The following is a 21,955-nucleotide window of genomic DNA, read 5'->3' on the forward strand; positions in this document are numbered from 1 at the left end:
AATTGATTCTATTTTGGTTGATTCTATAGCCGTTCTCACTCTTTATAAAATACAGTATGGCAAGATGGAAGCTGATTTGCTTAATGGTATGCCATAAAGCCGATGTTAGATTTTCATCAAAACGGCATCACGGAAGAAACACTTCACTGCATCCTCCCTAAAAAACACTTACCTTTCAATTGCTCGGATGACTTTATGTAACAATTTGACCAACTTTCCCCCTGATAGTTAGCTGATATGTCATCCTAGTAATATGAGAATTTATTCGGTAACTGTGTTTGTTTTTTTTATTGATCGGCTTTTTCCTTTTGGTATTGAAAGACTTCTCTCCGAAATCTAAATCTCTCCACACTTATGATTTTGGAGACAATTTATGTCACTTTATGTAGGTAACCTCTCTTATGAAGTTACAAAAGAAGATCTGAATTCTGTGTTTGCAGAATATGGTTCTGTCAAGCAGGTTCAGGTTCCAACTGACCGTGAAACAGGTAAACCGCGCGGTTTTGCTTTTGTGGAAATGGGTACAGAAGCTGAAGAATCAGCAGCCATTGAAGGTCTTGATGGTGCTGAATGGATGGGTCGTGACCTCAAAGTCAATAAGGCTAAGCCCAAGGAAAACAGAAGTTCGTTTGGTGGTAACCAAAGCAACAACAGCTTCCGTAACCGCTACTAACCGTAGTAGATTTAGCTGCATCAAAGAGGCAAAAAGTAGTCGGAGCATTCTGTTGCTTTTTGTTGCTAGCCCCTCATAGCAAAGTCGAGGGCTTTCTTTGAGTATGAATCGTCCTTTTCCAAAACATCTCCTCAAGGAATAGGTGGAATGTTTTGGTCGTATAGGTCGATGAAAAATCTTTTGATCAGTTTGATAAATGTACCGGTGCCTAGAAGGCGGTATCAGTGGTTTTTTGTGAAACGAACCGCCGATACGCCCGAAGGCAGAATCAACCAGAGCAAACCATATAAAAGGAGTAGGGCAACTTATGACAAAGCAGGAATCATCGGCAAATGAAGGGCAGTATATTCACCAGTCCGGCACAGAGGCGCTCGAGACGGCTCAGGCTAAGCAAGCCGGAGCCGAGTTCAAGTGGCATCTCGGTCGAGTTACTCGTTTGGGGAACTTCGAGATTGCCGGGGGCAGAGAAGTGACGATTATCTGGGAGGAGGGAGGCGTCAGTTCACAGCAAGGTGACATCACCGACGAGCAGTGGGAAATTTTTAAGCTAGCGTTTTTGACTACTGGGCGGCTCGCTGTGCTAAGCGATCAGGACGGGGAAGACTGGATGCGCGACTACCGCTGTCTGGAGGCAGTCCGCTAAGTCTACAGCAGACTTCCATTTAACTGTAGCGCCTGGAAAACATCATCACTCCGGCGCAGAATACACCAAAAGCCTTTCCGGGTTATCCTGGAAGGGCTTTTTTGTAGGGTGGGGATTGCCCACCATAAACTCAAATGCTAGAGGATGCTTATTACGAAATAGTCTTCAATACACCAGCCGTATCCCAGTAGAAAGGGAGAAGCCGTTTTATCTTGCCGTCTGCAACCCAGAAGAATTCTGCCAAAGGCATTTCAATACTCTTCCCCGTACGTCTGGACTTTGCACTTAAACGAGCCAAACCGACTACATAATCACCAGCATCAGCGATACTGTCAACTGTAATCACTGGATCTTGCCATACGGCGGTGAAAGCTGCACCAAAGTCTTGCCACCCTGTATGTCCTCGGTAAACACCAGCATATGGCAGGGAGGATGCTTCCTCTAGCACGATATCGTCAGCAGCAACTGCAAGCAGCCCCTCAAGGTCACCTCGTTGTAGTGCATCATAATACGCTTGAACGACTTCTAAAGCCGCTTGTCCCGTAGTCATAAAAATTCCCCTAACTACGGTTATCTATTTGAGCACGTTGCAAGCTTCCAGAGAAGTCTACGTACACTGTCTTCCATTCTGTAAACACATCCAAGACAGCAGAACCAGCTTCCCGGTGTCCGTTTCCAGTTTGCTTAACACCGCCAAAAGGTAAATGCACCTCTGCGCCAATGGTAGGACCATTGATGTAAGTGATCCCTGCTTCGATATCGCGCATGGCGGCGAAAGCGCGGTTGATATCGCGCGTGTAGATTGAAGAAGAAAGACCGTAGGGAGTATCGTTGAGGATGGCGATCGCCTCTTCAAAAGAGTTCACCTCGATAAGCGCCACCACAGGACCAAATATCTCTTCACGGGCGACTCGCATTTCCGGCGTGACTTCATCAAGAATCGTGGGTTGAAAGAAGTAACCGTGTTTTAGTTCTCCCTCGGTGACTATTTCTCCACCCATCAACACCTTTGCGCCTTCTTCACGGGCAATATCCAGATACTTGCTCACCCGTTTGAGTTGAGATGCATTTACCAAAGGTCCCACATCAATATTGGGATCAGTTCCTGCACCTAAGCGTAACTGACTGGTACGCTCTTTGAGCATGGTGGTAAATTTCTCTTTGATATCGCGATGCAAAAGCAAGCGACTGGTTGCAGTACATCTTTGACCGGCAGTTCCAAATGCACCCCAAACCGCACCATCGAGAGCAAGTTCTAAGTCAGCATCTTCCATAACAATTTGGGCATTTTTGCCGCCCATCTCCAAACAGACGCGCTTGTGAGTGCGTCCGCAAGTTGCGCCAACAAAAGCACCCGTTTGCGAAGAACCGGTAAAAGATACTAAGTCAATGTCAGGATGCTCAACTAAAGCTTTCCCTGCTTCTTCTCCCACTCCATGCACCAAGTTGATAACTCCGGGTGGCAAACCTGCTTCGGCAAAAATCTCAATAAGTTTTGTTGCACAAGCGGGGGTATCTTCGGCAGGTTTAAGGATGACAGTATTACCGCACACCAAAGCTGGCATAGCTTTCCAACAAGGAATGGCGACTGGGAAATTCCACGGAGTGATGAGGGCGCAGACTCCAATGGGCATCCTTACCGTCATCGCAAATTTGTTGGGCATTTCCGAGGGAATAGTTTGCCCGAATAGCCGTCGCCCTTCACCAGCACTGTAATAGGCGCAGTCAATACCTTCTTGAACATCTCCCCGTGCTTCTGTCAGGGGTTTACCCATTTCCCGACTCATGAGTTGGGCAAGTTCTTCTTTGTGCTTGAGTAAAAGTTCTCCCACTTTGTGAACATATTCTGCTCTGGCTGGGGCGGGGACGAGTCGCCAGGTACGATACGCCTTGCGGGCGGCTGCTACTGCTGTATCAACATCAACTGCTACGGAACGCGGGAAAGTGGCAACAAGTTCGCTCGAAACAGCAGGGTTGCGACTTTCTAGGGTGGCTCCCCCGGAGGCGCTCAACCATTTACCGTCGATGTAATTGCGGCAAGTCAGGGGAGTGGTCATAACCAAGACCTCCAGCTCGTGATCTACTGAAAGCACTAGTTTCGCTTGCTTTATCGATTGTAGTCAAGTGAGCAAGTCATGTTTTCAGGAGGAGCAGCACAAAGTGCATATGTTTATTTCAACTCAAACTATTAATAAGCAACAAGGTTAGCAAACAAGCAACGACCTTCTGGTTGGTTGATTAATAAAAGAGTACATCCAATGAAAATAAATTTTAAACCAATACGAGCAATTGTTGCTCTTGTTCCATTTGCCCTTTTACTTAACAGTTGTGGTCGTGATTTTCCTTCAGTCCAAAAAATAGGAAAAATGGCAGATGCGCTTGAAGAATCATCATCCAAGCTAGCTGATGATATTTACAACTCTTGTATAACAAGAACTAAATACATATCTTTTTTGACAGCCCCAGGTTCTTCAGGGTCATTCCCACTCAGAGAACAGGAAGAAAAAAAATGTGATGATTTCAACAGACCAGCTGTCAAAAATGTTAAGGATGCAAATTCTGTCTTGGTAAAATATTTAAAAACTTTGGGCAAGATGGCTAGTGATGATACTGTCTCATTCGACAAAAACTTTAATGACCTTGGTGAATCACTCAAGAAATTACAAGTTCCTCAAGCCAATGGAAAGCCCTTTAGTTTTGATACTTCTGATGTTAATGCAGGCATAAGTATTACCAAATTTATTACCAATGCATTGACAATGAAATTTCGCCAAGAAAAGTTAAAACAAGCAATTTTGTGTACAGACAAGGATATACAAACTTATATTGGATCTGCAACATCTAGCGTAAAAGATTTAGCCTCTAACCAACCTACAACAGGAGGCTTAAGAGCACTGACAGAACAGGCTTATGTTAATGGAATTTTGATAGCGGAAGAGCAAGAAGTTCGAAATTACTTTACTAATTACATCGGTGGACTTACACCAGTTTCACAAGACCATCCTCTAGATTTCATCAAGCTAGAAGAAGACTATAACAAGGCTATGGATTCTATCAGAACTAGAAAAGATGTAGCCGGAAACTATGTAGCAATACTTCAGCAAATAGCCGCAATGCATAGCAACGTCAAAACAGAGTTTCAAGGTAAAGGTGAAAAGCAGCTTAGTGACGCGCAGTTGCAAGACTATTGTCAAAGGCTTGACACAGCCAAAGCAGATAAAGCAGCGACTAAAGAAAAAGCAATCACATACGAGCAGGAGGAAATCAAAAATGTTGGAAAAATAGTATCTGAGTACGAAAAAAGCTTAGAACCTTTAATTGAAAAAATGAATAAAGGTTTCTAATTAAAATTTGCCTAGTTAAAATTTTCATGATTCCTCATATTTTGACATAAAAGGAGATCTAAAATGGTAGTAAGTAGTCTTAAGTCAAGTGAATTGAAAGAGTGCCATGATCGGATAAGCCAAGTTGTTAAGTCAATCAACGTTCAAAGACTAGAGTTAGTTACGAAATCTAAGATAACTCAGGCAGATTCCTTAGAGATATCAAAATGGGTAACGACTCTTAATAGTAGTCTAAATAAGATAGCTATTGGACAAATTGACGAAATACGAACTGATTTGCGGGAACCGGCAGAAAGAATAAAAAAAGTCACGGGCAAGTTGGATGCTGCCATCAATAAACTGGATAATTTTAATAAATTCCTAACAATTTTAACTGGTTTTGTGAACCTTGTTGGTGCAATTTTAAGCCCAGCTTCAGGAGGACTGGTAAAAATTGCTGCGGTAGTAAATCAGCTTGATAACCTTACATAGGATAAATTTTAAACTAATTCATAAAATAATTTTTCTTCGCACAGTTGAGTGAGGTTAAAAAGCGATGGAGGGTGAGACAAAGAGGAGATACTCCCTTTGTCCCGCCTTTTTCGCTTTGGCATAAAAAATCATGACACCAATATGCAACCCCTATAAATTTATGGCAAAAACGCCAACACTCCAACTGGAGAACCCGAACCGCCCTGCAACCGTAGCACTCCAATCACCAAAGTAGCTCCTGTTGGTGGTAACTGATCCAAATTCGTCAAATTTTCCAAGACAATGCGCGGTTTCTGCAATACCAAGCGATTAGTCGCAAAAGTGGTATCTTGCCCTGAATCTACCCCATGAGTATCAATTCCTACCCCAGCAATTTGACGTTCCTCAACTAAAAACCGTGTTGCATCGTTACCAAACCCAGGGAAATACATACTCCCTTGAGCATCCTGGTTAAAAAAGGCATTTTTATCCAACCATTTCTCTTGCCAGCCTGTATACAGTAACACCACGCAACCAGGCGGAATCTCACCATATTGTTCCTCCCAAGCGAGAATATCAGCAACCGTAAGGGCGTAATCCGAATTCCCCAGCGCCTGTTCCCGAATATCAATAACTACCGCAGGGACAACCAAGGACTGGGCAGGATATTCGTCAATTCCCACACCATCAAGGTGAAAGCTGTTGGGAGCATTGATATGAGTCGCACTGTGTTCCCCCATAGAAAAACGCCGCAGATAATAACCATCCTTATGCAGTTCCGCCACAGTCTCAAATTCTACTGGCGGATCACCTTGCCATTGAGGAATATCCGGGTTAATGACATGACTCAGGTGTATCACCCGCGAGTAAGTAATAGAACCCCCCTTATTTCCGCTACTTGCAGGAGGAAGATTAACTCCCCTCTCCGCCAGCGGAGAGGGGTTGGGGGTGAGGTTCCGAGAGATTAACCTCAAGAGCGTTGCTTCCATAACAGCACGAGTTTGACCGGTTACAGTAAATACCAGCGCCTCGCGGTAGACTCGCTGTGCATCGTGAGAACTATGTAGAGCAGCACCACTGGAAACAGTCACCGCTGCATGAGCTATTCGCCCTGCTAAATCAATCGCCCAAGCCCGTAATTCCAGGCGTTCAGACAATTCCAAACCTGAATTATTTTGCGCTTCCTCAACGGCGGTGCGACAGTTCCTGAGTTCCTGTTGAAGAGAATCAAAAGCATTGGTGATGAAAGACAGCGATTTTGTGCGTGCGACAGACTCCAAAATATCTAAACCAGCAAAAGCGCATCCTGTAGCCAGAAAAGTGGCGCGAAGAACATTCTTTTTATCGTTTTCGTGAATCCAGCCAGCAGGTTTCATAAAAACGACACTTTCTGTGGGTAAAAACCAATTTTTCAAGCTGGCGGTTACGGTGTTGGTTGATGTCATAGCCGCCAGTTGTGCAGCACTTGAAAGTGTCATAGCACCTCCTGACTCTTGACGTGTTTCTCGCAAAGGCACAACACCGAAAACAGCACCACCATCTGGTAATGTGGCGGCGACAATAAACTCGCTGAAAAAGCCCTGTCCTGTCACCCAAGGAACAACCCCATTGAGTTGATATCCTCCAGGTATTGGTATAGCTACAGTCAGCGGATCTCCTTCGCGCCGAAGCTGGGAAAAGCCAACACCCAGTAAAACTTCACCGTTGCTCATACGGGGGAGGTATTTTTCCTGTAGCGAGGAGTTGCTACTAGCAACGAGCATACCAGCAGCGCTTTGGTGTTGAGTTTGCAGAAACGCTAAAGCACCAGAATACCGTGCTACCAGTTCTTGAAAGCTGCCATATGTCTGTTCGCTGACTTCTTGTCCACCCCATTGGCGTGGAACCAAGAGCGCTAGCATACCCAATTCCCCAAAACCTCGAAGTGCTTGAAATAAAGCAGTTGGGTTGCAATCTATCTCGTTAGCTAATGGTACAACTTCTTTAAGCAAGTAGGACTTGGCTGTATCTAGGAGAGAGTGATGATCCTTCACGCGTCAGGGTTGCAAAGGTTTGTTAACTACCTTTATTATTCTTTATTATAAATAATTATAAATAACCCCTCCAACCCCTATAAATATTAGGCTTTGGAGGGTTCAAATGTTGCAGCAAAAAGTGAATTAGTTATAATTGACATTCCCACGCCTAAAAGGGGATAGGATTCTTGGGCTGAGACTGCGATGAGCAAGTTTTCCCCACTCACGTCTTACATTCTCATATCGCACCATTACAGATGCCTCCGCAAGCGTTAATTTCCGCGTGCCCCACGGTATTTAATGATTACTGTACCATATTAGTGATTTTACCGGAACATTTTGTCAACGCAAAGGATCGACTACAGGTTGGCGCTCCTTGGGCAAAGTTGGAGCAACAAATTCAGCTTCTTGCGTAGAATTGATTTGCGAGTGTGATTGCGGGCGAAATTCTACGACATCGCGTTTGATGGTGATATCATAGTCACCAAAAAAGTCATGTCCGAGAAGCCCAGTTTCTAGCTCTGTGCCAGCGATCGCCACTGCTACGCGATTCACCTTAACCCCACCAACTTCCATCGAATCTACATAGCCGATGGGAAATTCTACTGCTTTGGAACTTGCCGTATTTGCCTTGGCTCTTCCAACTTGCACCACTGCCAAAGCATTTGCCATCTTCTGGGTAATCACTGTGCCACTAGCTCCCGTATCCACAATCATCTCAAAGAGCTGATCGCCATTGAAGGTGACTTCGATAATTGGTGTGCCACCAATTCGCCGTTTGATTGGGGCTGTATACACCGGTTGTTCGTTTTGCCGTTTCGTTGGCACGACCAACACCTCTTGTTGTTTCAGTGGCGCTACGGTCGTCGGCTTTGGCAACGGTGGTAACGGTTTTGCCCGAGGTGCTAAGGGTGGTTGCGTGACAATCGGCTGGGTGACAATTGGTTGGGTGATACTTGGTGTCACAGAAGGTTCGGGGATGCCAACTGCTACCCTCTCCGGTTGTGCTTGTGCTGGTGGATTTACTGGACGAGTAGCTTTTTTTGTTGCATATTTGACATGGCGCTTGTAATCTATGATTTTTGCTTGAGCGCTTGTGAAATAAGGACTATCAACTGGAACTTTCTGCATCAGGGCGATCGCTTCTTGCAGCTCAATTGCCACCAAATTCCAATCATCTGTGGATTGAGCAGATTGGCTGATGCTAAGAGCGCTAACAGCTTTATCTAGTCCCTGTTCAAAATAACCGACTTCAATCTCAGACAAGTGCTGCCTTGCTGGCTCTAGTTGTGGGCTAGCGCTTAGAGGTGTCGTTGTGGCAGTAGGCGGGGCAACACTCTGATCTTTAGGGACAACAGGCTGCTCATCGCCACTTGTCACGGCAACCTGTTGCTCTCTATTACAGCCAACAGCCAAAACCGCTAGTGTGGTTGACAGAAGAATCAGCCCTGCTCGGGATAAAATAAATTGAACCATAATTAATTTTAAATTTTATCTGTTCTAAGGTTTTGAAATCTACTGCCACTGCCCATTACTGTTTAAAAATTTTGTGTCTTCGAGTCTTAAGCTTTGGTTAATTGAGTTATAAGTTCCGAAATCCTTGAGTCATGGCATAATATTCGTTCGCAGTATCGAGTTAATCGAGAAATGGGGGAGTAAGGATAAAGCAGATGAGCGAGATGGGGGAGATAAGAGAGATAAGGGAGATAAGCAAGAGTAGTTATTATTCATTCACTTCCTCATTCTCCTCATTCTCATCCTCCTCATCTTCACCACTTACTACTCCCCGATCCCCTAACAATCCCAAATCCTTAATCCTTCAATTTCATAGCTTATGCCTCTATCTGACGCAATACCTGCTATTTTTGTTTTGGCAGATGGAACCACATATCGTGGTTGGTCTTTTGGTGCCACTGGAACCAAGATTGGGGAAGTGGTTTTTAACACTGGCATGACCGGATATCAAGAAGTGCTGACCGACCCTAGTTACTGCGGTCAGATCGTCGTTTTTACTTATCCTGAATTGGGAAATACTGGCGTTAATCCAGAGGACGAGGAATCAAGTAGACCGCAGGTGCAAGGTGCTGTTGCTCGGAATATTTGTACTCGACCAAGTAACTGGCGCTCCACACAGTCATTATCCGACTACCTTGAACAATACGATATCCCAGGTATATACGGCATTGATACCCGCGCCCTTACCCGCAAAATTCGGATTTTCGGAGCGATGAACGGTGGCATTTCCACAGAAATTTTAGATGAGGCTGAGTTGCTAGAGCAAGTGCAGGCAGCTCCTAGCATGAAAGGATTGAATCTCGTCCGCGAGGTCACCACCCCAAATATATATGAATGGTCTGATCCCACCAACCCGGTATGGGAATTTAATCCTGCTTGCCAAGAAAATTCTGGGGAATCTTTCACTGTCGTCGCCATTGACTTTGGCGTGAAACGCAATATAATGCGTCGTTTAGCGAGTTACGGTTGCCGCGTCATTGTTGTTCCCGCTAATACCCCACCAGAAGAAATTCTCAAATACAATCCAGATGGAATCTTTCTTTCTAATGGTCCTGGGGATCCAGCATCTGTCAGCGAAGGTATTGAAACGACCAAAGCGCTACTGGAAACTCACAAACCCATGTTTGGCATTTGTATGGGACACCAAATTTTGGGTCATGCGCTTGGTGCTGAAACTTTCAAACTCAAATTTGGTCATCGTGGTTTAAATCAGCCAGCTGGTTTGCAACAACGAGTAGAAATTACCAGCCAAAACCATAGCTTTGCCATTGACCCAGAGACTTTACCTAATGGTGTTGTAGAAATTAGCCATCTTAATTTAAACGACTCCACCATTGCTGGGTTACGTCACAAATCCCTGCCCGTGTTTTCTGTACAATATCACCCAGAGGCAAGCCCTGGTCCTCACGATGCTGATTATCTGTTTGAGCAGTTTGTCCAAGCAATGCGAGCAGCTCGTCGAGCCGGAGTCGCCAGAGTAGGGTAAAAATGGAGAAAGCACAAAACAGGACAAGGAGACAAAAAAGATGAGGGGTATGCTGTCGGATGCTGTCGGATAAGCAGGACAAGGGAGAATTTTTACATCTCCCTCATTTCTCCTGCCAGCAGGTTGTAGACAACATACAATAAAACCATCTATACTTGAGCGTTCGCCATAACTATTTCGCCATAACTATGAGGAGGGAATTATTGCTGAGCCACTTAATCTAACTGTAAGCCTAAGAGGCACTCGAGAAGTCCGGGATAACTGTCAGCTATTCCGCCTCACAGGTTTGTTAGACGCCTTTTCCGAACCGACATTTCGCAAGGTACTTGGGAGCAAGATTGAAGAGGGACCAAAGCACATTATTCTGGATCTCTCACAAATCGATTTTGTTGATAGCTCCGGCTTGGGTGCTTTGGTGCAGCTAGCCAAACAGGCTAACTCCGAAGGCACTTTGCAAATTGTCACTAATGCCCGTGTCACTCAAACGGTCAAGCTTGTTCGCTTGGAGAAGTTTCTCGCCCTACAAACATCAGTTGAAGCGGCTCTAGAAAACGTCAAGTCGTCTTGATTGCTTGATCTAAGAGGTTAATATAGCTATCCGATCATCAAATCTGGATAGCTAAATTTTTACAGAATCATAATTCTTGTATAAGGAGGAAAGCCGAGTAGAAATATGAAGGATAACAACGATATAATATATACCGTATAAGCCTGAAGAATCGGTAGCTGTATGCTACAATAAAACAGTATAATATCAATATACTATCAATTTGATTATTTATACCTTATACTTTAGGCTTTAGAAGCATCTTTATTTTTAGATTGCGGAAAAAGCATCTTAGATACTTCTGGATTTCACACTTCAGGTTAAGAGCCTTCAGTATACGAAATGGCAACTAGAAATTGAAAAAAAGATAAAAATTGCACAGTAAATTTTTTTGCTTTGATTATGCTTAGGTAAACCTGCATGGCAGTCTGCGGGTAGAAAAGTTAAGTTTTCCCGAAGAAAGCCTTTCTCATGTAGCCTGCGAGGAAAGAAGAACTTGTGACATCAAAGGAGGAAGACCCACTAGATGGATCAAATAATGAAGCTCTCAGTCAGGATTCAGTTTGGTGTCAACTACTAACGGCAAGCAGAGAGCAATTATTCCAACAGATTTCACAGGCACAACTGCAACAAATTTCTCCTACTGCTTTAGCATATTTGGGAGACGCAGTTTATGAACTGTACGTCAGAATGTTTTATCTACTACCACCTAGGCGACCAGAAACATACCATCATCTAGTTGTGGCACAAGTGAGAGCAGAGACGCAGGCTAAAATGTTGCAAAAACTGTATCCTCATCTGCAGGACGACGAGTTAGAAATTGTCCGACGGGGTCGCAACGCCGCCACAGGACGCCCTAAGCGGGTTGATCCCGGAACCTATCAACACGCAACTAGTTTAGAAACTTTAATTGGCTACCTGTATCTCACCAATTTCCGTCGCTTAACCGAACTGTTGCAAAAACTTCACCTAGAAAAGCCGTGAGAAATCCTGCCTCACAGTGGCAAAACTTGTAGAGTAGGTTCGGTAAATTGAGATAACAAGGATGCCCACCTATAAGCTCTACCAACAACTCATATGATGAATAAACCAAGAAAAATCAAGACTTCTGCCGAACCTAATAGTGGGCGACAACCCTTGAGAATGAAAGCAAAGCGTGTCATTTCTCTTCCAAGTCGCCCTCCCAGAGATAAAGGTGCTAAAGTCCTAACAGAAGGCTCACGCCCACATCGTAACTTCTCCGATTCATCCACTCAAGAATCACAAGATACGGATTTGATCTACGGTCGTCATCCAGTGTTAAGTGCTTTGGAAAATGAGCGCCATCTTCACCGTCTCTGGATTACTTCGCGCCTGCGATATGATCCCCGCTTTCACTCGCTGGTTTTACGAGCGAAGGAAAATGGCACAATTATCGACGAAGTTGAACCCAAGCGTTTAGACCAAATCACAGACCAAGCTAACCACCAAGGTATAGCGGCGCAAGTTGCTCCCTACGATTACATTGATTTGGATGAGTTGATCACACAGGCAAAATCTGTAACGGATCCAGTGATTGTTGTTGCTGAAGGAATCACTGACCCCCACAATTTGGGCGCAATTATTCGCAGTGCAGAGGCTTTGGGTGCTCAAGGAATGGTGATCCCACAACGTAGAGCATCTGGTATCACCTCTACAGTGATGAAAGTCGCTGTTGGTGCTTTAGAAAACTTTCCAGTCGCCAGAGTGGTCAACTTGCAACGCGCTTTGGAAGAACTCAAAGCCGCTGGCTTTTGGATTTACGGTACTGCAACGGACGCAAGCGAACCTGTGCATATGGTGGATTTCAAAGGTCCTATTGTTTTGGTAGTTGGTTCTGAAGGCGAAGGTCTGAGTATTTTGACACAACGCCATTGCGATTTTTTGGTGTCGATCCCCCTACAAGGTAAGACTCCTAGCCTGAATGCCTCAGTAGCAGCAGGAATGGCGCTTTATGAAGTTTACCGACAACGCTGGGTAAATATGCTACATCTCGATAAATTACAAAAAATTTCTTTGAAAAAAGAACAGTAAACAGAGTATAAAGAAATGTAAAACAGAGAAAATTAGCAGCATATCATCTAGAACCCAGTACCATATTTAGAAATCGGCGAGAACCATGAAAACCACTTGGAATAACCTCAAGGAATTCTTAATTAACATATTCCACAACTTTGGCTTCGCTTGGTGGGTAGAAGTTGTGACACAAAATCCTCGTTGCACCTACTACTTTGGACCGTTTCTCAGTTCTGTTGATGCAAAAGCGGCGATAAAAGGCTACGTAGAAGATTTGGAACAAGAAGGAGCGCAAGGAATTATTATTAATGTCAAGCGCTGCAAGCCAAATGCTTTGACGATCGCTGATGACTTGGGGGAAAGGATTGACCGCAAAGTAAAGCCTGTCTTTAGCGGTCAAATGTAATCAAACTGACAAGAACTCAGAACGCAGAATTTACCAATTGGTGAATATTTCTACCAATTGCAGCAAAGGATTCTACAAGCAAAGAATTATTCATCTCCATAAATAAATATTGGAGATTTTTGCTTGAGTTGAAATCCACCCGCAAAACAAGCCTTTTGGGTTATGGTCGGAGTTTTGGAGTCTCCCACTGGGCTGCATGCTTGAGTTGTGAGTTCTTTTCTAGTCAGAAGGCAAGTGGTCTATCGCATTAGTTTTGAAGGCTTTGTAGTCAGCGTAAACACTCAAAGAGTTTAGGACGCGCATTCCTTACTACGAACTTATACAACCATCATAATTAATGCGATAAACCACTAGTTAGTAGTTGCGAGCAAGCGCAACTACTAACCCAGAATGTGTCGATTTTTCTCAAGCCAACGGTCAATGTCCCTCAAGACTTGGTTGGGGATCTCCCACGGGAAAAGATGGGCGGTATTAGGATAGCAGTGCGATTGGCAATCTTTGAGGTACCGAGATGTCTCTAAGCTAGCGTCAACTGTGATGTGGCGATCGCCTTCCCCAGCAAGTACAAGAGCAGGACATTGAATTTCTTCTAGGTCTACAAGTCGATTATACCCAGCCCCAATCGCGGTATAAAGAGCGCGAGTCGCAAAAGCAGAAGTTTGGAGATACGCTGGTACAGCTTCTTTTGCTATGTATTTGTACGCGGTAGGAGTGTGTTGTTGGATCAGGTAGCGGAAGAGCGATCGCTTGCCGAAAGTTTCAATATTCCACCGCCAATCTGGTTTTATGCAGCTTAAGAGCGCGGCAACACCAGTATAAAGATTATCTTGCCAACTCACAGGCGGATGATTGCCTCTGGGTCGGGCAGCAGTCGCCACCAAAATTAGCCCAGTGACTCGTTCAGGTAACCGTAGTGCCAATTCCATTGCTAGAATGCCACCAAGCGACCACCCCAATATCAGACATTTTTTGATTTGATAACGGTCTAGAAGCGCTTCCAAGTCGGTCAAATGGTCGTTCATATTAAAATTGCCATTAAACCGACTTTTGCCGTATCCGCGCAAATCTGGGGCAATAGTTTGAAAGCGTTTTGATAAGTGATTGGTAAAGACAGAAAGACTAGAACCGGAACCAGGATGACCGTGCAAGCAGAGAATCGGGAAGCCTTGACCTTGAACGTGGACGTTAAGGTTAGCAGCAGATGAAGCTGTATTCTTATGGCGATTGATCATTTATGAGTAATTTATAGTTCGTTTTGAGTTACTACTTAGGAAGTACGTAAGCTCTACGGGCAGGCGCTCTCGGCGCGTAGCGTTTGTACAGGAGATATAATGAATTAGGATTTTTCTCTATATCCTCCCGCGTAGTTAATCACGCACATCTGCCTGTATGTGTTGTGAATTCCAAAAGCAACTCCCGTCACCTTAAAAGCAGGGTTAAACATATTTGTTCTATGACCGCGATCCGGTACCCCATCATCAATAATTAATTGCATAACAATATTCTGTGCTGTGTGGGAACCATAGCTAATATTTTCCCCAGCGGTGAGTTTCCAAGTTCCGTAGCGCTTGAGGCGAGTAAAGGGATCACTCTTATCGCTGCCTTTGTGACCAAGAATACCTTTTGAACCTTGGTCTTTGACATGATCCTTAGCCGCCAAAGACATTCCTTTGGATGCCGTTAAACGTCCCACCGGACGGACTGATTTAAGAAAGGCGATCGCCTCATCAACCGCTTTGACTCCTTCCTGTGTTTGCAAATAAGTATGACTCGAGATTCTAACTCGCTTGCCTTCAAAGCCTTGTTTATACTTTTCCAAAACAGCAGCATAAGCACTGGGATTTGTTCTCGCCTTATTCATTTCCACAATCACTTGTTGTTCAAGGCGCGAAAGAGTCTTCCCGCGTGGTAACACATCAGGATTTTCTTCAGGAATATTAGGTACAGAGAAATCAAATTCAAACAATTTATCACACGATGTGGTTAATAGAGCGATGGGCGTAAACATCCAAAATACCATCCGACGCATCAACGACCTCATAGCTTTAGACCAACCAGTCAATATGTATTTAGATTCATGATTTTACAACTGGTTTCCAGATGGCTATAGCAATCCTAAATCATAAGCCCTACGATCTGCCGCTACGTGAACAATAGATTCCCGACTTCTTCAAGAAGTCGGGAATCTAAGCCTTGTTTATTCAACAATTAATAATTTTTTGCTAGAGATACTGAGCATTAAGGCGTTTTCCTAAGCATTGCAACAAAAAATAACGCGCTTGTTGATGCAATACAGTTCAGTTAACGATTGATCCTCCCTAGCCCTCCTTAAAAAGGAGGGAACTAAGCCCCCTTTTTTAAGGGGGTTGGGGGATCTTAACAAAACTAAACACCACTAACTGAACCGTATTGCTTGTTGATGTTAATAGTTTTTAGAAGTTGTCGGAACAATGGGCGTTGGTCTACCTTTTGGTCTACCTTGAAGTACCGCAAAAAGAGCACGTATCCACTGCTGTGCTATAAACTTATTGCCTTCATCGTTAAAGTGGAGACCGTCGTCACTAAAAATATCGCCCTGTTTCAATCGAGCAAGTACTGCGGCGTGCATATCAAGGAAGAAGATTCGCTTACCCCGTGCAGAGAGCTGCAGTACACGCTGCTTAAGAAATGCGTTGGCTTTCGTTTTCGTTTGACTAGTATCAACACCCTTCTGAATCTCCCATTTAAACGGGGGAATTGAAGCGACCACAACTCTGGCGTTGGGACGTAATAACAAGATATCATCGATAATTCCTTGAAGGGATTTTGTGAGAAACTCTGAGGTGTTATCGCCTCGTACATCACTAGCAAAAAAATCATTGGTGCCAAGCATTATCAGCACCACATCAGGCTTGGTCGCTTGAACCCAGTCCGAATGCTCCCTGGCTTTCCCTCCCAGGAAGGGAGACGAACATTTGATTTCGGCTGTTGCAACACCTGCGCCGCCGACCAACCACCATGACACTCATTATCGGGGTCAGTATATGCGCCATCTTTTTTAGTTCCCACCCAGTCTATGGTAGATCCAAGTTTGGTCTGTGCCACCGCACTACGCAGAACGGCAATATTATTTGCACATAGAGAGTCTCCTAAGGACATGACTTTGGTAGCTGCGGTGGCAGTTCCAACCGGGAGAAAACACAGTAGTATGGCAGCTAGACTAACATTACTCCACCGAGCATGGGCTGTTTTTTCGCAAAAGCACTCAATACTCTTCTCTATGCTTAACAAACGGCGGATTTGATTTTGGATAGCCATTATGTTCCCCATTTGATTTATCAGCGTACTCTTGTACTGCTAAGATCGCGTGTCGTTTTCTGTTCCAATGCTTACTCTAACTTCATTAAGCGTCATCAAAAAAAGAGTGAAAACTATTTATATAGTTTTTATGATTTATATAGTATTTATCATTGATATTGAGCGGACTTGATATGATATCTTTGAACGCAACTCCTTGCACTTAGTTGTGAAGTATGTGGAACTAATTAAGCAACCAATACGTCATCATAGCTAGAGTTGTGATTCATACTTCTTGCAAAAGTCTTTTTCTGACTCATTCTTAATAGAAAACTCCCGTTATCATGCATAAGCATTTAACGGGAGATTGCCAACAAATTTCAATTTTTTACCGCGATGCACCTCAAGGTAACTCGTTCGGGCTGGGAAGAGAGAATAGGAAAGAAACATTTCGCATTCTCTATTCCCGACCCCAAAGAGTGATGTTTAATTACGCCTACTAACTGCTGCAATTGATTTTTCTTCATACCCTGCTGCGTAATTAATCACGCACATGGTTTTGTATTTAGCGTGACTTCCATAAGCAACCCCAGCCACTTTAAAATTGGGGTTAAAGATGTTTTTTCTATGCCCGCGATTCGGCACTCCATCATCAACAAGTAATTGCATGACGATTTCCTGTGCCGTACTAGGACCATAGCTGATATTTTCCCCAGCAGTAGATTGCCAACTTCCATAGCGGTCGATACGAGTAGATGGGTTGCTGCCATCGCTGCCTTGGTGACCTGTTGAACCTCTTGAGCCATTATCTTTGACATGATCTCTAGCACCTAGAGACATTCCCACAGATGGAGTTAAAGGACTAAGAGGACGAGCTGACTGAAGAAATGCGATCGCCTCATCAACAGCTTTCACACCTTCAAATGTTTGCATGAAGAATTTATCCGAGATTTTGACTCGCTTACCTTGAAAGCGCTGTTTATAGTTTTCCAAGACAGGGATGTATCCCTTGGGATTTGTCCGAACCTTATTCATTTCCATAATTACCTGTTGTTCCAATGAAGACAGGTAAGTTGACGCTGCGGCTGTGGTAGTAGGATTCGCTTTTTGAGCTTCACTAGGGGGGCGTTCCAACGTATTGTTTGCCACAGATCGGCTAGATAGAAATAGCTGAGAACTGCAAGTTGCGATCATAGCGATAGGGAACAACACACAAAATCCATTGCGACGCATTAATAACCTCACGATTTCTGTTCTATTGAGTTAATGGAGTTGCCTTGGATGCACAGCGTTTTACTGATGTTAATAATCAGTAGTTCTCGGTTTAATAGAGAACTTAAATAGAATTTGCAAATTTGTATTCTTTGTAACCTTTTGAACAACATACAGGAAACACCCAGCCTAGCGAAATAGACCTTAGGAGGGATGACTTGCCATACAGGCATTCCGTACGTATGTTTTTTTATGTTCAAAATAGCACTTATTAACTAGTGGAAATTTATCTAATACGAGTCAATACGTTCTCCATATCCGATAGCTGCAATGCACCGGATAGAGTTTGACCATTCATCACAAAAAAGGGAGTCCCAGAAAGTCCCAATCTCTCGGCAAGCTGTATATCTTTCTCAATTGCAGTGTCGGCGTAAGAGCGATCGCCCTTATCGGCGCGGCTTTGCCGTTCGCCCTTATCGGTGCTGCTTTGGCGATCGCCCTTATCGGTGATGCTTTGGCGATCGCGTTTAAATTTTTCGAGATCCAAATTTAGATTTTCGGCGATATCTAAATACAATGGCTCACCCAGTTCTTTTTGATGGGTAAAGAGTGCGTCTTGGTATTCCCAAAATTTACCTTGTTGCTGTGCTGCCCAAGCAGCTGTAGCGGCTGGCATCGCTTGAGGATGAATAGATGTGAGAGGGAAATGTTTGTAAACCAAAGTGACCTCATCCTTATGCTTTGCCATAAACTGTTTTAGGGTTTTATGCGCCTGGGCACAATAGGGACATTCAAAATCTGAGAATTCTACCAACAAAATCTTGGACTGCGGTGAGCCAGTCGTGGGAGACTCACCAATCACTTCTTCGGGATTGGTTTTCATTTGACGCACAAATGCTTGCTGTGCTTGCTGTATTTGTGCTTGTTGTTTTTGTTGGTACGCTTGTACTGATTCTATGAGGGCTTCCGGGTGTTCCCGGATAACCTGTAAGATTTGCTGTTCTAATTGTGAACTGATGCGATTCGCTGCATCTGCGGGAGGTGCGCAAACCAGCACTAAACACAATATGCATAGTGCTGGTACACTACGTAGCCACTCAATATTTTTACTTAGCCAGTAGGAAAATGCACGCATACAGAAACGGATGGTGTAGACAATTTCTACCATCTCTTAGTATTCCCTGAGTTGGGTAGTATTGATTAGTCAAAATTACGCATCACTTAGAGGTTTTGTATAAACTCTAGTAATACTGTTGTAAAAAATACTTCAGTGTGTCAGGGAAAAGTGATATATATATAGGTTCTCTAAATTCTGATCTCACGAAATCAGCGCTTTACAGAGGTTGATCGATTGACTGTGGAAACCTGGCGAAAGTCCTGTAGCGTAAAGGGTGCAGCGTTTTGCGCTACGACAATATCTAAGAGGCAAGAGCATTTTTACCTAATCGTTCTCAGGTGGCATACATCAAATGCAGGCGTGGCTCAGCGATAAGCTAGAAATAATGCCATCTTGCCTTAGGGGGAAACAATCGTGCAATCGATTCAAGACAAGATCATAGAGAAGTTGCAATTTTTGTCATAAGCATATCTAATCAGGTGCTGGATTTTGTATCTTTGGCACAGGCAACTTTCACCCCACCCCTTACCCCTCCTCCGCAGTCGCCTCAACGGGGGGAACCCCCGCACGGCGCTGCTCTCCGCTTGCGGGGAGGGGAGGTTTTGGCGTTAGCCAAAGCCGGGGTGGGGTTTCGCCTGTATGACAACGAAGTGACAAGCGCAATAGAAGTAAGCCTTAGTAGGGTGCGTTATGGACGGAACGTCCTAACGCACCGAAAACCTGGGATGGTGCGTTGTGCTACGCGACAACACACCCTACAGAAGGGATAATTTATTTTTTGCTACTCCCTAAGCCTTTTGATTTTCACAAATCAAATAGGATTGCTCTAGCTGCTATCTACTCCGGAAAAATCAGAGCAGAAGTTGTTTAAATATGTAACAAGCTCCCAAATGCCTCAAGCGGCGATCGCGTCGTCGTTCGTTAGTATTACGGAGTTATATTAATGAGTGAGTGGCATTGGCAACTCCATCAGCCGTTAATCGGTCAACTTCCTGCATGAGCGCAGATTTTCCAAATTACCTGCAATCTGTGTGTGATACCTACCAGCATTGGTGGAGACTGTACACGATCACAGATGTGGAAGGGAGTAAAACAGCACAGCGGCAAGAAAAGCCGTTGCCGTTTGATTTTGGCTTGATGGTGCAAACGGTGGAGGCGAAGCAGCAGGAGAGAGGCGAGACGCCAGAGAAAACAGAACAGAAAACAGAACGCTTGCCAGTGCAGGAAGGAATACGTAAATATGCTGACAATCATGTGCTACTGGTAGGAAGACCAGGTTCGGGGAAATCCACGGCTTTAGCGCGGCTGTTGCTGGAAGAAGCGCAGGAAAAGATCCCCCCTCAATCCCTTACGAAAAGGGGGGAAGAGGAATTGAGTCAAAACCCCCCTTAGAACGCAGGGAAGAAGAGTTACAGTCAAAACCCCCCTTTTCAAGGAGTGCGGGGGATCTCATTTTGGGAGGTTAGGTCAAATCCCCGTACTGGTAGAGTTGCGGCAATACAAAACTTCGGTGCTGGATTTGATTCGACAATTCTTGAGGCGGCATAAGTTACGCCTAGAGAGTGCGGACATTGAAACGCTGCTGGATGACGGGCAATTTTTGCTGCTGGTGGATGGGGTGAACGAGTTGCCCAATGAAGAAGCACGGCGAGACTTAAAAAACTTTCGGCAGAATTACCTGAACACGCCGATGATTTTCACCACGCGAGATTTGGGCGTAGGTGGCGATTTGGGCATTGAGAAAAAGCTGGAAATGCAGCCGTTGACAGAAGAACAGATGCAGCAGTTTGTCCGCGCGTATTTGCCAGAACAAGTTGAGGAAATGCTGCGGCGGTTGGGTGGAAGGTTGCGGGAGTTTGGACAAACGCCGCTGCTGCTGTGGATGCTGTGTAGCTTATTTCAACAAACGGGCAATGTCCCGCCGAATTTGGGTTTAGTGTTTCGCTGCTTTGCCCAGAGTTATGACGGCAAAATTAAAGATGATGTCCCGGTTTCTGGTGAGTCGCGCCGCTGGTGGCAGGAGTTATTGCAGCATTTGGCGTTTGCCATGATGCAGGGAAAAACGCCTACAGAGTTGCGAGTCACGATTGACAAGCGAGAAGCGGAAGCAATTTTTGAGAAGTTTCTTCAGGGCAAAGTTGATTATCCTGCGAGTCGGGCGAAAGAATGGTTAGAGGATTTGCTCAAGCATCATTTAATCCAAGTTGCCAGCAATGAAAAAATAGAGTTTCGCCACCAGCTGCTTCAGGAATACTACGCCGCAGAATGTTTACTCCAGCGCTTTACTAATATTAGTGATGAGAAGTTGAAACGGGATTATCTCAATTATTTGAAGTGGACAGAACCTTTAGCGCTAATGTTGGCGTTGGTGGAGAAAGAGGCGCAGGCGTTGCGGGTAGTGAAGTTAGCCTTAGATGTGGATTTGCAGTTAGGGGCAAGGTTGGCGGGGGAGGTGAAGCGAGAGTTTCAGGAAAAAACAGTTGATTTAATTTTAGGCTTACACATTCATAAATTAGTCAAGATAGAGTTTTTGGGTATTACACGCTCTAAGTATGGGGTTGCTTTTTTAATTAACTCATTACAAGATGAAGATTCATCTGTTCGTGAGAGTGCCGCATCTGCGTTAGGAAAAATTGGTAGTGAATCGGCAGTCAATGCTCTGCTTAGTGCTTTACAAGATAAATATTTATCTGTTTATGAGAGTGCCGCATCTGCGTTAGGAAAAATTGGTAGTGAATCGGCAGTCAATGCTCTGCTTAGTGCTTTACAAGCTCAAAATTCAGAAATTCGTAGGATTGCTGCATCTACGTTAGGAAGAATCGGCAATGAATCGGCAGTCAATGCTCTGATGATTGATTTACAACATGAAGATTCATTTGTTTGTGAGAGTGCCGTATCTACGTTAGGAAGTATCGGTAATAAATCGGCAGTCAATGCCCTCGTTAGTGCTTTACAACATGAAGATTCATCTGTTCGTTGGAGTGCCATATTTGCATTAGAAAAAATTGGTAATGAATCGGCAGTTGCTGCCTTGATAACTGCTTTTTTACAACATGAGGATTTCTTGGTTCGTTCGAATGCTGGATTTGCGTTAGGAAAAATTGGTAATGAATCGGCAGTTGCTGCCTTGATAACTGCTTTACAACACGAAGATTTATTTGTTCGTTTTAATGCTGCATCTGTATTAGGAATCATCACCAATCAATTGGGAATCAATTGCTCGATACTCTAAACAAA

Annotated in this window: 22 protein-coding genes; 12 read left to right on the top strand and 10 right to left on the bottom strand. The window is 44.3% G+C overall.

All coding sequences use genetic code 11. From position 1 onward, the window contains the following. Nucleotides 1-373 precede the first annotated feature (373 nt). Entirely contained in the window at nucleotides 374-673 is a 300-nt protein-coding gene (locus V5G28_RS17190; RefSeq protein ID WP_017317232.1) for an RNA recognition motif domain-containing protein, read from the top strand. Nucleotides 674-980: 307 nt separating this feature from the next. Beyond that, complete coding sequence (locus V5G28_RS17195) at nucleotides 981-1,316, top strand: hypothetical protein (protein ID WP_026082620.1); 336 nt, start codon at nucleotides 981-983, stop codon at nucleotides 1,314-1,316. Nucleotides 1,317-1,467: 151 nt separating this feature from the next. Here the strand turns inward: V5G28_RS17195 and V5G28_RS17200 are convergent, their stop codons facing one another. Then, nucleotides 1,468-1,866, bottom strand: a complete 399-nt coding sequence (locus V5G28_RS17200) for a nuclear transport factor 2 family protein (protein WP_096563155.1) — start codon at nucleotides 1,864-1,866, stop codon at nucleotides 1,468-1,470. A gap of 10 nt (nucleotides 1,867-1,876) precedes the next feature. Continuing rightward, nucleotides 1,877-3,373: an aldehyde dehydrogenase family protein gene (locus V5G28_RS17205; protein ID WP_332995210.1), complete on the bottom strand. Its 1,497-nt coding sequence runs from the start codon at nucleotides 3,371-3,373 to the stop codon at nucleotides 1,877-1,879. A gap of 201 nt (nucleotides 3,374-3,574) precedes the next feature. Between V5G28_RS17205 and V5G28_RS17210 the strand changes: the two genes are divergently transcribed. Both V5G28_RS17210 and V5G28_RS17215 read left to right on the top strand, forming a co-directional pair. Beyond that, the gene (locus V5G28_RS17210) at nucleotides 3,575-4,660 is read left to right on the top strand and encodes a hypothetical protein (protein ID WP_332995212.1); all 1,086 of its coding nucleotides are present in this window, start codon (nucleotides 3,575-3,577) and stop codon (nucleotides 4,658-4,660) included. 63 nt (nucleotides 4,661-4,723) lie between these two features. Continuing rightward, on the top strand, nucleotides 4,724-5,131 hold the full coding sequence (locus tag V5G28_RS17215) for a hypothetical protein (protein WP_096563158.1): 408 nt from the start codon (nucleotides 4,724-4,726) through the stop codon (nucleotides 5,129-5,131). Between the two features lie 158 nt (nucleotides 5,132-5,289). On the opposite strand, the gene V5G28_RS17220 is transcribed toward V5G28_RS17215, so the two are convergent. Together V5G28_RS17220 and V5G28_RS17225 are read right to left on the bottom strand one after the other, a co-directional pair. Continuing rightward, nucleotides 5,290-7,143: a cyclase family protein gene (locus V5G28_RS17220; RefSeq protein WP_332995216.1), complete on the bottom strand. Its 1,854-nt coding sequence runs from the start codon at nucleotides 7,141-7,143 to the stop codon at nucleotides 5,290-5,292. A gap of 324 nt (nucleotides 7,144-7,467) precedes the next feature. Further along, nucleotides 7,468-8,601 (bottom strand): retropepsin-like aspartic protease family protein, encoded by a 1,134-nt coding sequence (locus V5G28_RS17225; RefSeq protein ID WP_332995218.1) that lies wholly within the window; start codon nucleotides 8,599-8,601, stop codon nucleotides 7,468-7,470. A gap of 358 nt (nucleotides 8,602-8,959) precedes the next feature. Between V5G28_RS17225 and carA the strand changes: the two genes are divergently transcribed. The 5 genes from carA (at nucleotide 8,960) to V5G28_RS17250 (ending at nucleotide 13,113) form a co-directional block, all read left to right on the top strand. Beyond that, nucleotides 8,960-10,126 (top strand): glutamine-hydrolyzing carbamoyl-phosphate synthase small subunit, encoded by a 1,167-nt coding sequence (carA, locus tag V5G28_RS17230; protein ID WP_332995219.1) that lies wholly within the window; start codon nucleotides 8,960-8,962, stop codon nucleotides 10,124-10,126. Nucleotides 10,127-10,325: 199 nt separating this feature from the next. Beyond that, nucleotides 10,326-10,694 (top strand): STAS domain-containing protein, encoded by a 369-nt coding sequence (locus tag V5G28_RS17235; RefSeq protein WP_073636344.1) that lies wholly within the window; start codon nucleotides 10,326-10,328, stop codon nucleotides 10,692-10,694. A gap of 477 nt (nucleotides 10,695-11,171) precedes the next feature. Then, nucleotides 11,172-11,657 (top strand): Mini-ribonuclease 3, encoded by a 486-nt coding sequence (locus V5G28_RS17240; protein ID WP_332995221.1) that lies wholly within the window; start codon nucleotides 11,172-11,174, stop codon nucleotides 11,655-11,657. Nucleotides 11,658-11,750: 93 nt separating this feature from the next. Next, the gene (gene rlmB / locus V5G28_RS17245; RefSeq protein ID WP_332995224.1) at nucleotides 11,751-12,725 is read left to right on the top strand and encodes a 23S rRNA (guanosine(2251)-2'-O)-methyltransferase RlmB; all 975 of its coding nucleotides are present in this window, start codon (nucleotides 11,751-11,753) and stop codon (nucleotides 12,723-12,725) included. Between the two features lie 85 nt (nucleotides 12,726-12,810). Further along, nucleotides 12,811-13,113 (top strand): DUF1816 domain-containing protein, encoded by a 303-nt coding sequence (locus V5G28_RS17250; protein ID WP_073636341.1) that lies wholly within the window; start codon nucleotides 12,811-12,813, stop codon nucleotides 13,111-13,113. 380 nt (nucleotides 13,114-13,493) lie between these two features. Here V5G28_RS17250 and V5G28_RS17255 read toward each other — a convergent pair whose 3' ends face one another. From V5G28_RS17255 to V5G28_RS17280, 6 genes are all read right to left on the bottom strand, one after another. After that, nucleotides 13,494-14,345: an alpha/beta fold hydrolase gene (locus V5G28_RS17255; RefSeq protein ID WP_332995227.1), complete on the bottom strand. Its 852-nt coding sequence runs from the start codon at nucleotides 14,343-14,345 to the stop codon at nucleotides 13,494-13,496. 104 nt (nucleotides 14,346-14,449) lie between these two features. Beyond that, nucleotides 14,450-15,142, bottom strand: coding sequence for a CAP domain-containing protein (locus tag V5G28_RS17260; RefSeq protein WP_332995304.1), 693 nt, complete (start codon nucleotides 15,140-15,142; stop codon nucleotides 14,450-14,452). Nucleotides 15,143-15,535: 393 nt separating this feature from the next. Then, nucleotides 15,536-15,985: an SGNH/GDSL hydrolase family protein gene (locus V5G28_RS17265; protein ID WP_332995229.1), complete on the bottom strand. Its 450-nt coding sequence runs from the start codon at nucleotides 15,983-15,985 to the stop codon at nucleotides 15,536-15,538. Between the two features lie 2 nt (nucleotides 15,986-15,987). After that, the gene (locus V5G28_RS17270) at nucleotides 15,988-16,410 is read right to left on the bottom strand and encodes a hypothetical protein (RefSeq protein WP_332995231.1); all 423 of its coding nucleotides are present in this window, start codon (nucleotides 16,408-16,410) and stop codon (nucleotides 15,988-15,990) included. Nucleotides 16,411-16,875: 465 nt separating this feature from the next. Then, on the bottom strand, nucleotides 16,876-17,622 hold the full coding sequence (locus tag V5G28_RS17275) for a CAP domain-containing protein (RefSeq protein ID WP_332995306.1): 747 nt from the start codon (nucleotides 17,620-17,622) through the stop codon (nucleotides 16,876-16,878). Between the two features lie 265 nt (nucleotides 17,623-17,887). Then, a complete protein-coding gene (locus tag V5G28_RS17280; protein ID WP_332995307.1) occupies nucleotides 17,888-18,736 on the bottom strand; it encodes a DsbA family protein in 849 nt (282 codons plus the stop codon). Between the two features lie 461 nt (nucleotides 18,737-19,197). Here V5G28_RS17280 and V5G28_RS17285 point away from each other — a divergent pair, with 461 nt between their 5' ends. The 3 genes from V5G28_RS17285 to V5G28_RS17295 all read left to right on the top strand — a co-directional run bounded on the left by V5G28_RS17285 (nucleotide 19,198) and on the right by V5G28_RS17295 (nucleotide 21,950). Further along, a complete protein-coding gene (locus tag V5G28_RS17285) occupies nucleotides 19,198-19,488 on the top strand; it encodes a hypothetical protein (RefSeq protein ID WP_332995233.1) in 291 nt (96 codons plus the stop codon). A 187-nt stretch (nucleotides 19,489-19,675) separates the two neighbouring features. Further along, nucleotides 19,676-20,110: an FtsK/SpoIIIE domain-containing protein gene (locus V5G28_RS17290; protein WP_336231073.1), complete on the top strand. Its 435-nt coding sequence runs from the start codon at nucleotides 19,676-19,678 to the stop codon at nucleotides 20,108-20,110. A 127-nt stretch (nucleotides 20,111-20,237) separates the two neighbouring features. Further along, nucleotides 20,238-21,950: an NACHT domain-containing protein gene (locus V5G28_RS17295; RefSeq protein WP_336231074.1), complete on the top strand. Its 1,713-nt coding sequence runs from the start codon at nucleotides 20,238-20,240 to the stop codon at nucleotides 21,948-21,950. Nucleotides 21,951-21,955 lie beyond the last annotated feature (5 nt).

This window comes from Scytonema sp. PRP1, assembly GCF_036697665.2.
GTDB classification, from domain to species: Bacteria; Cyanobacteriota; Cyanobacteriia; order Cyanobacteriales; family Nostocaceae; genus Kalymmatonema; species Kalymmatonema gypsitolerans.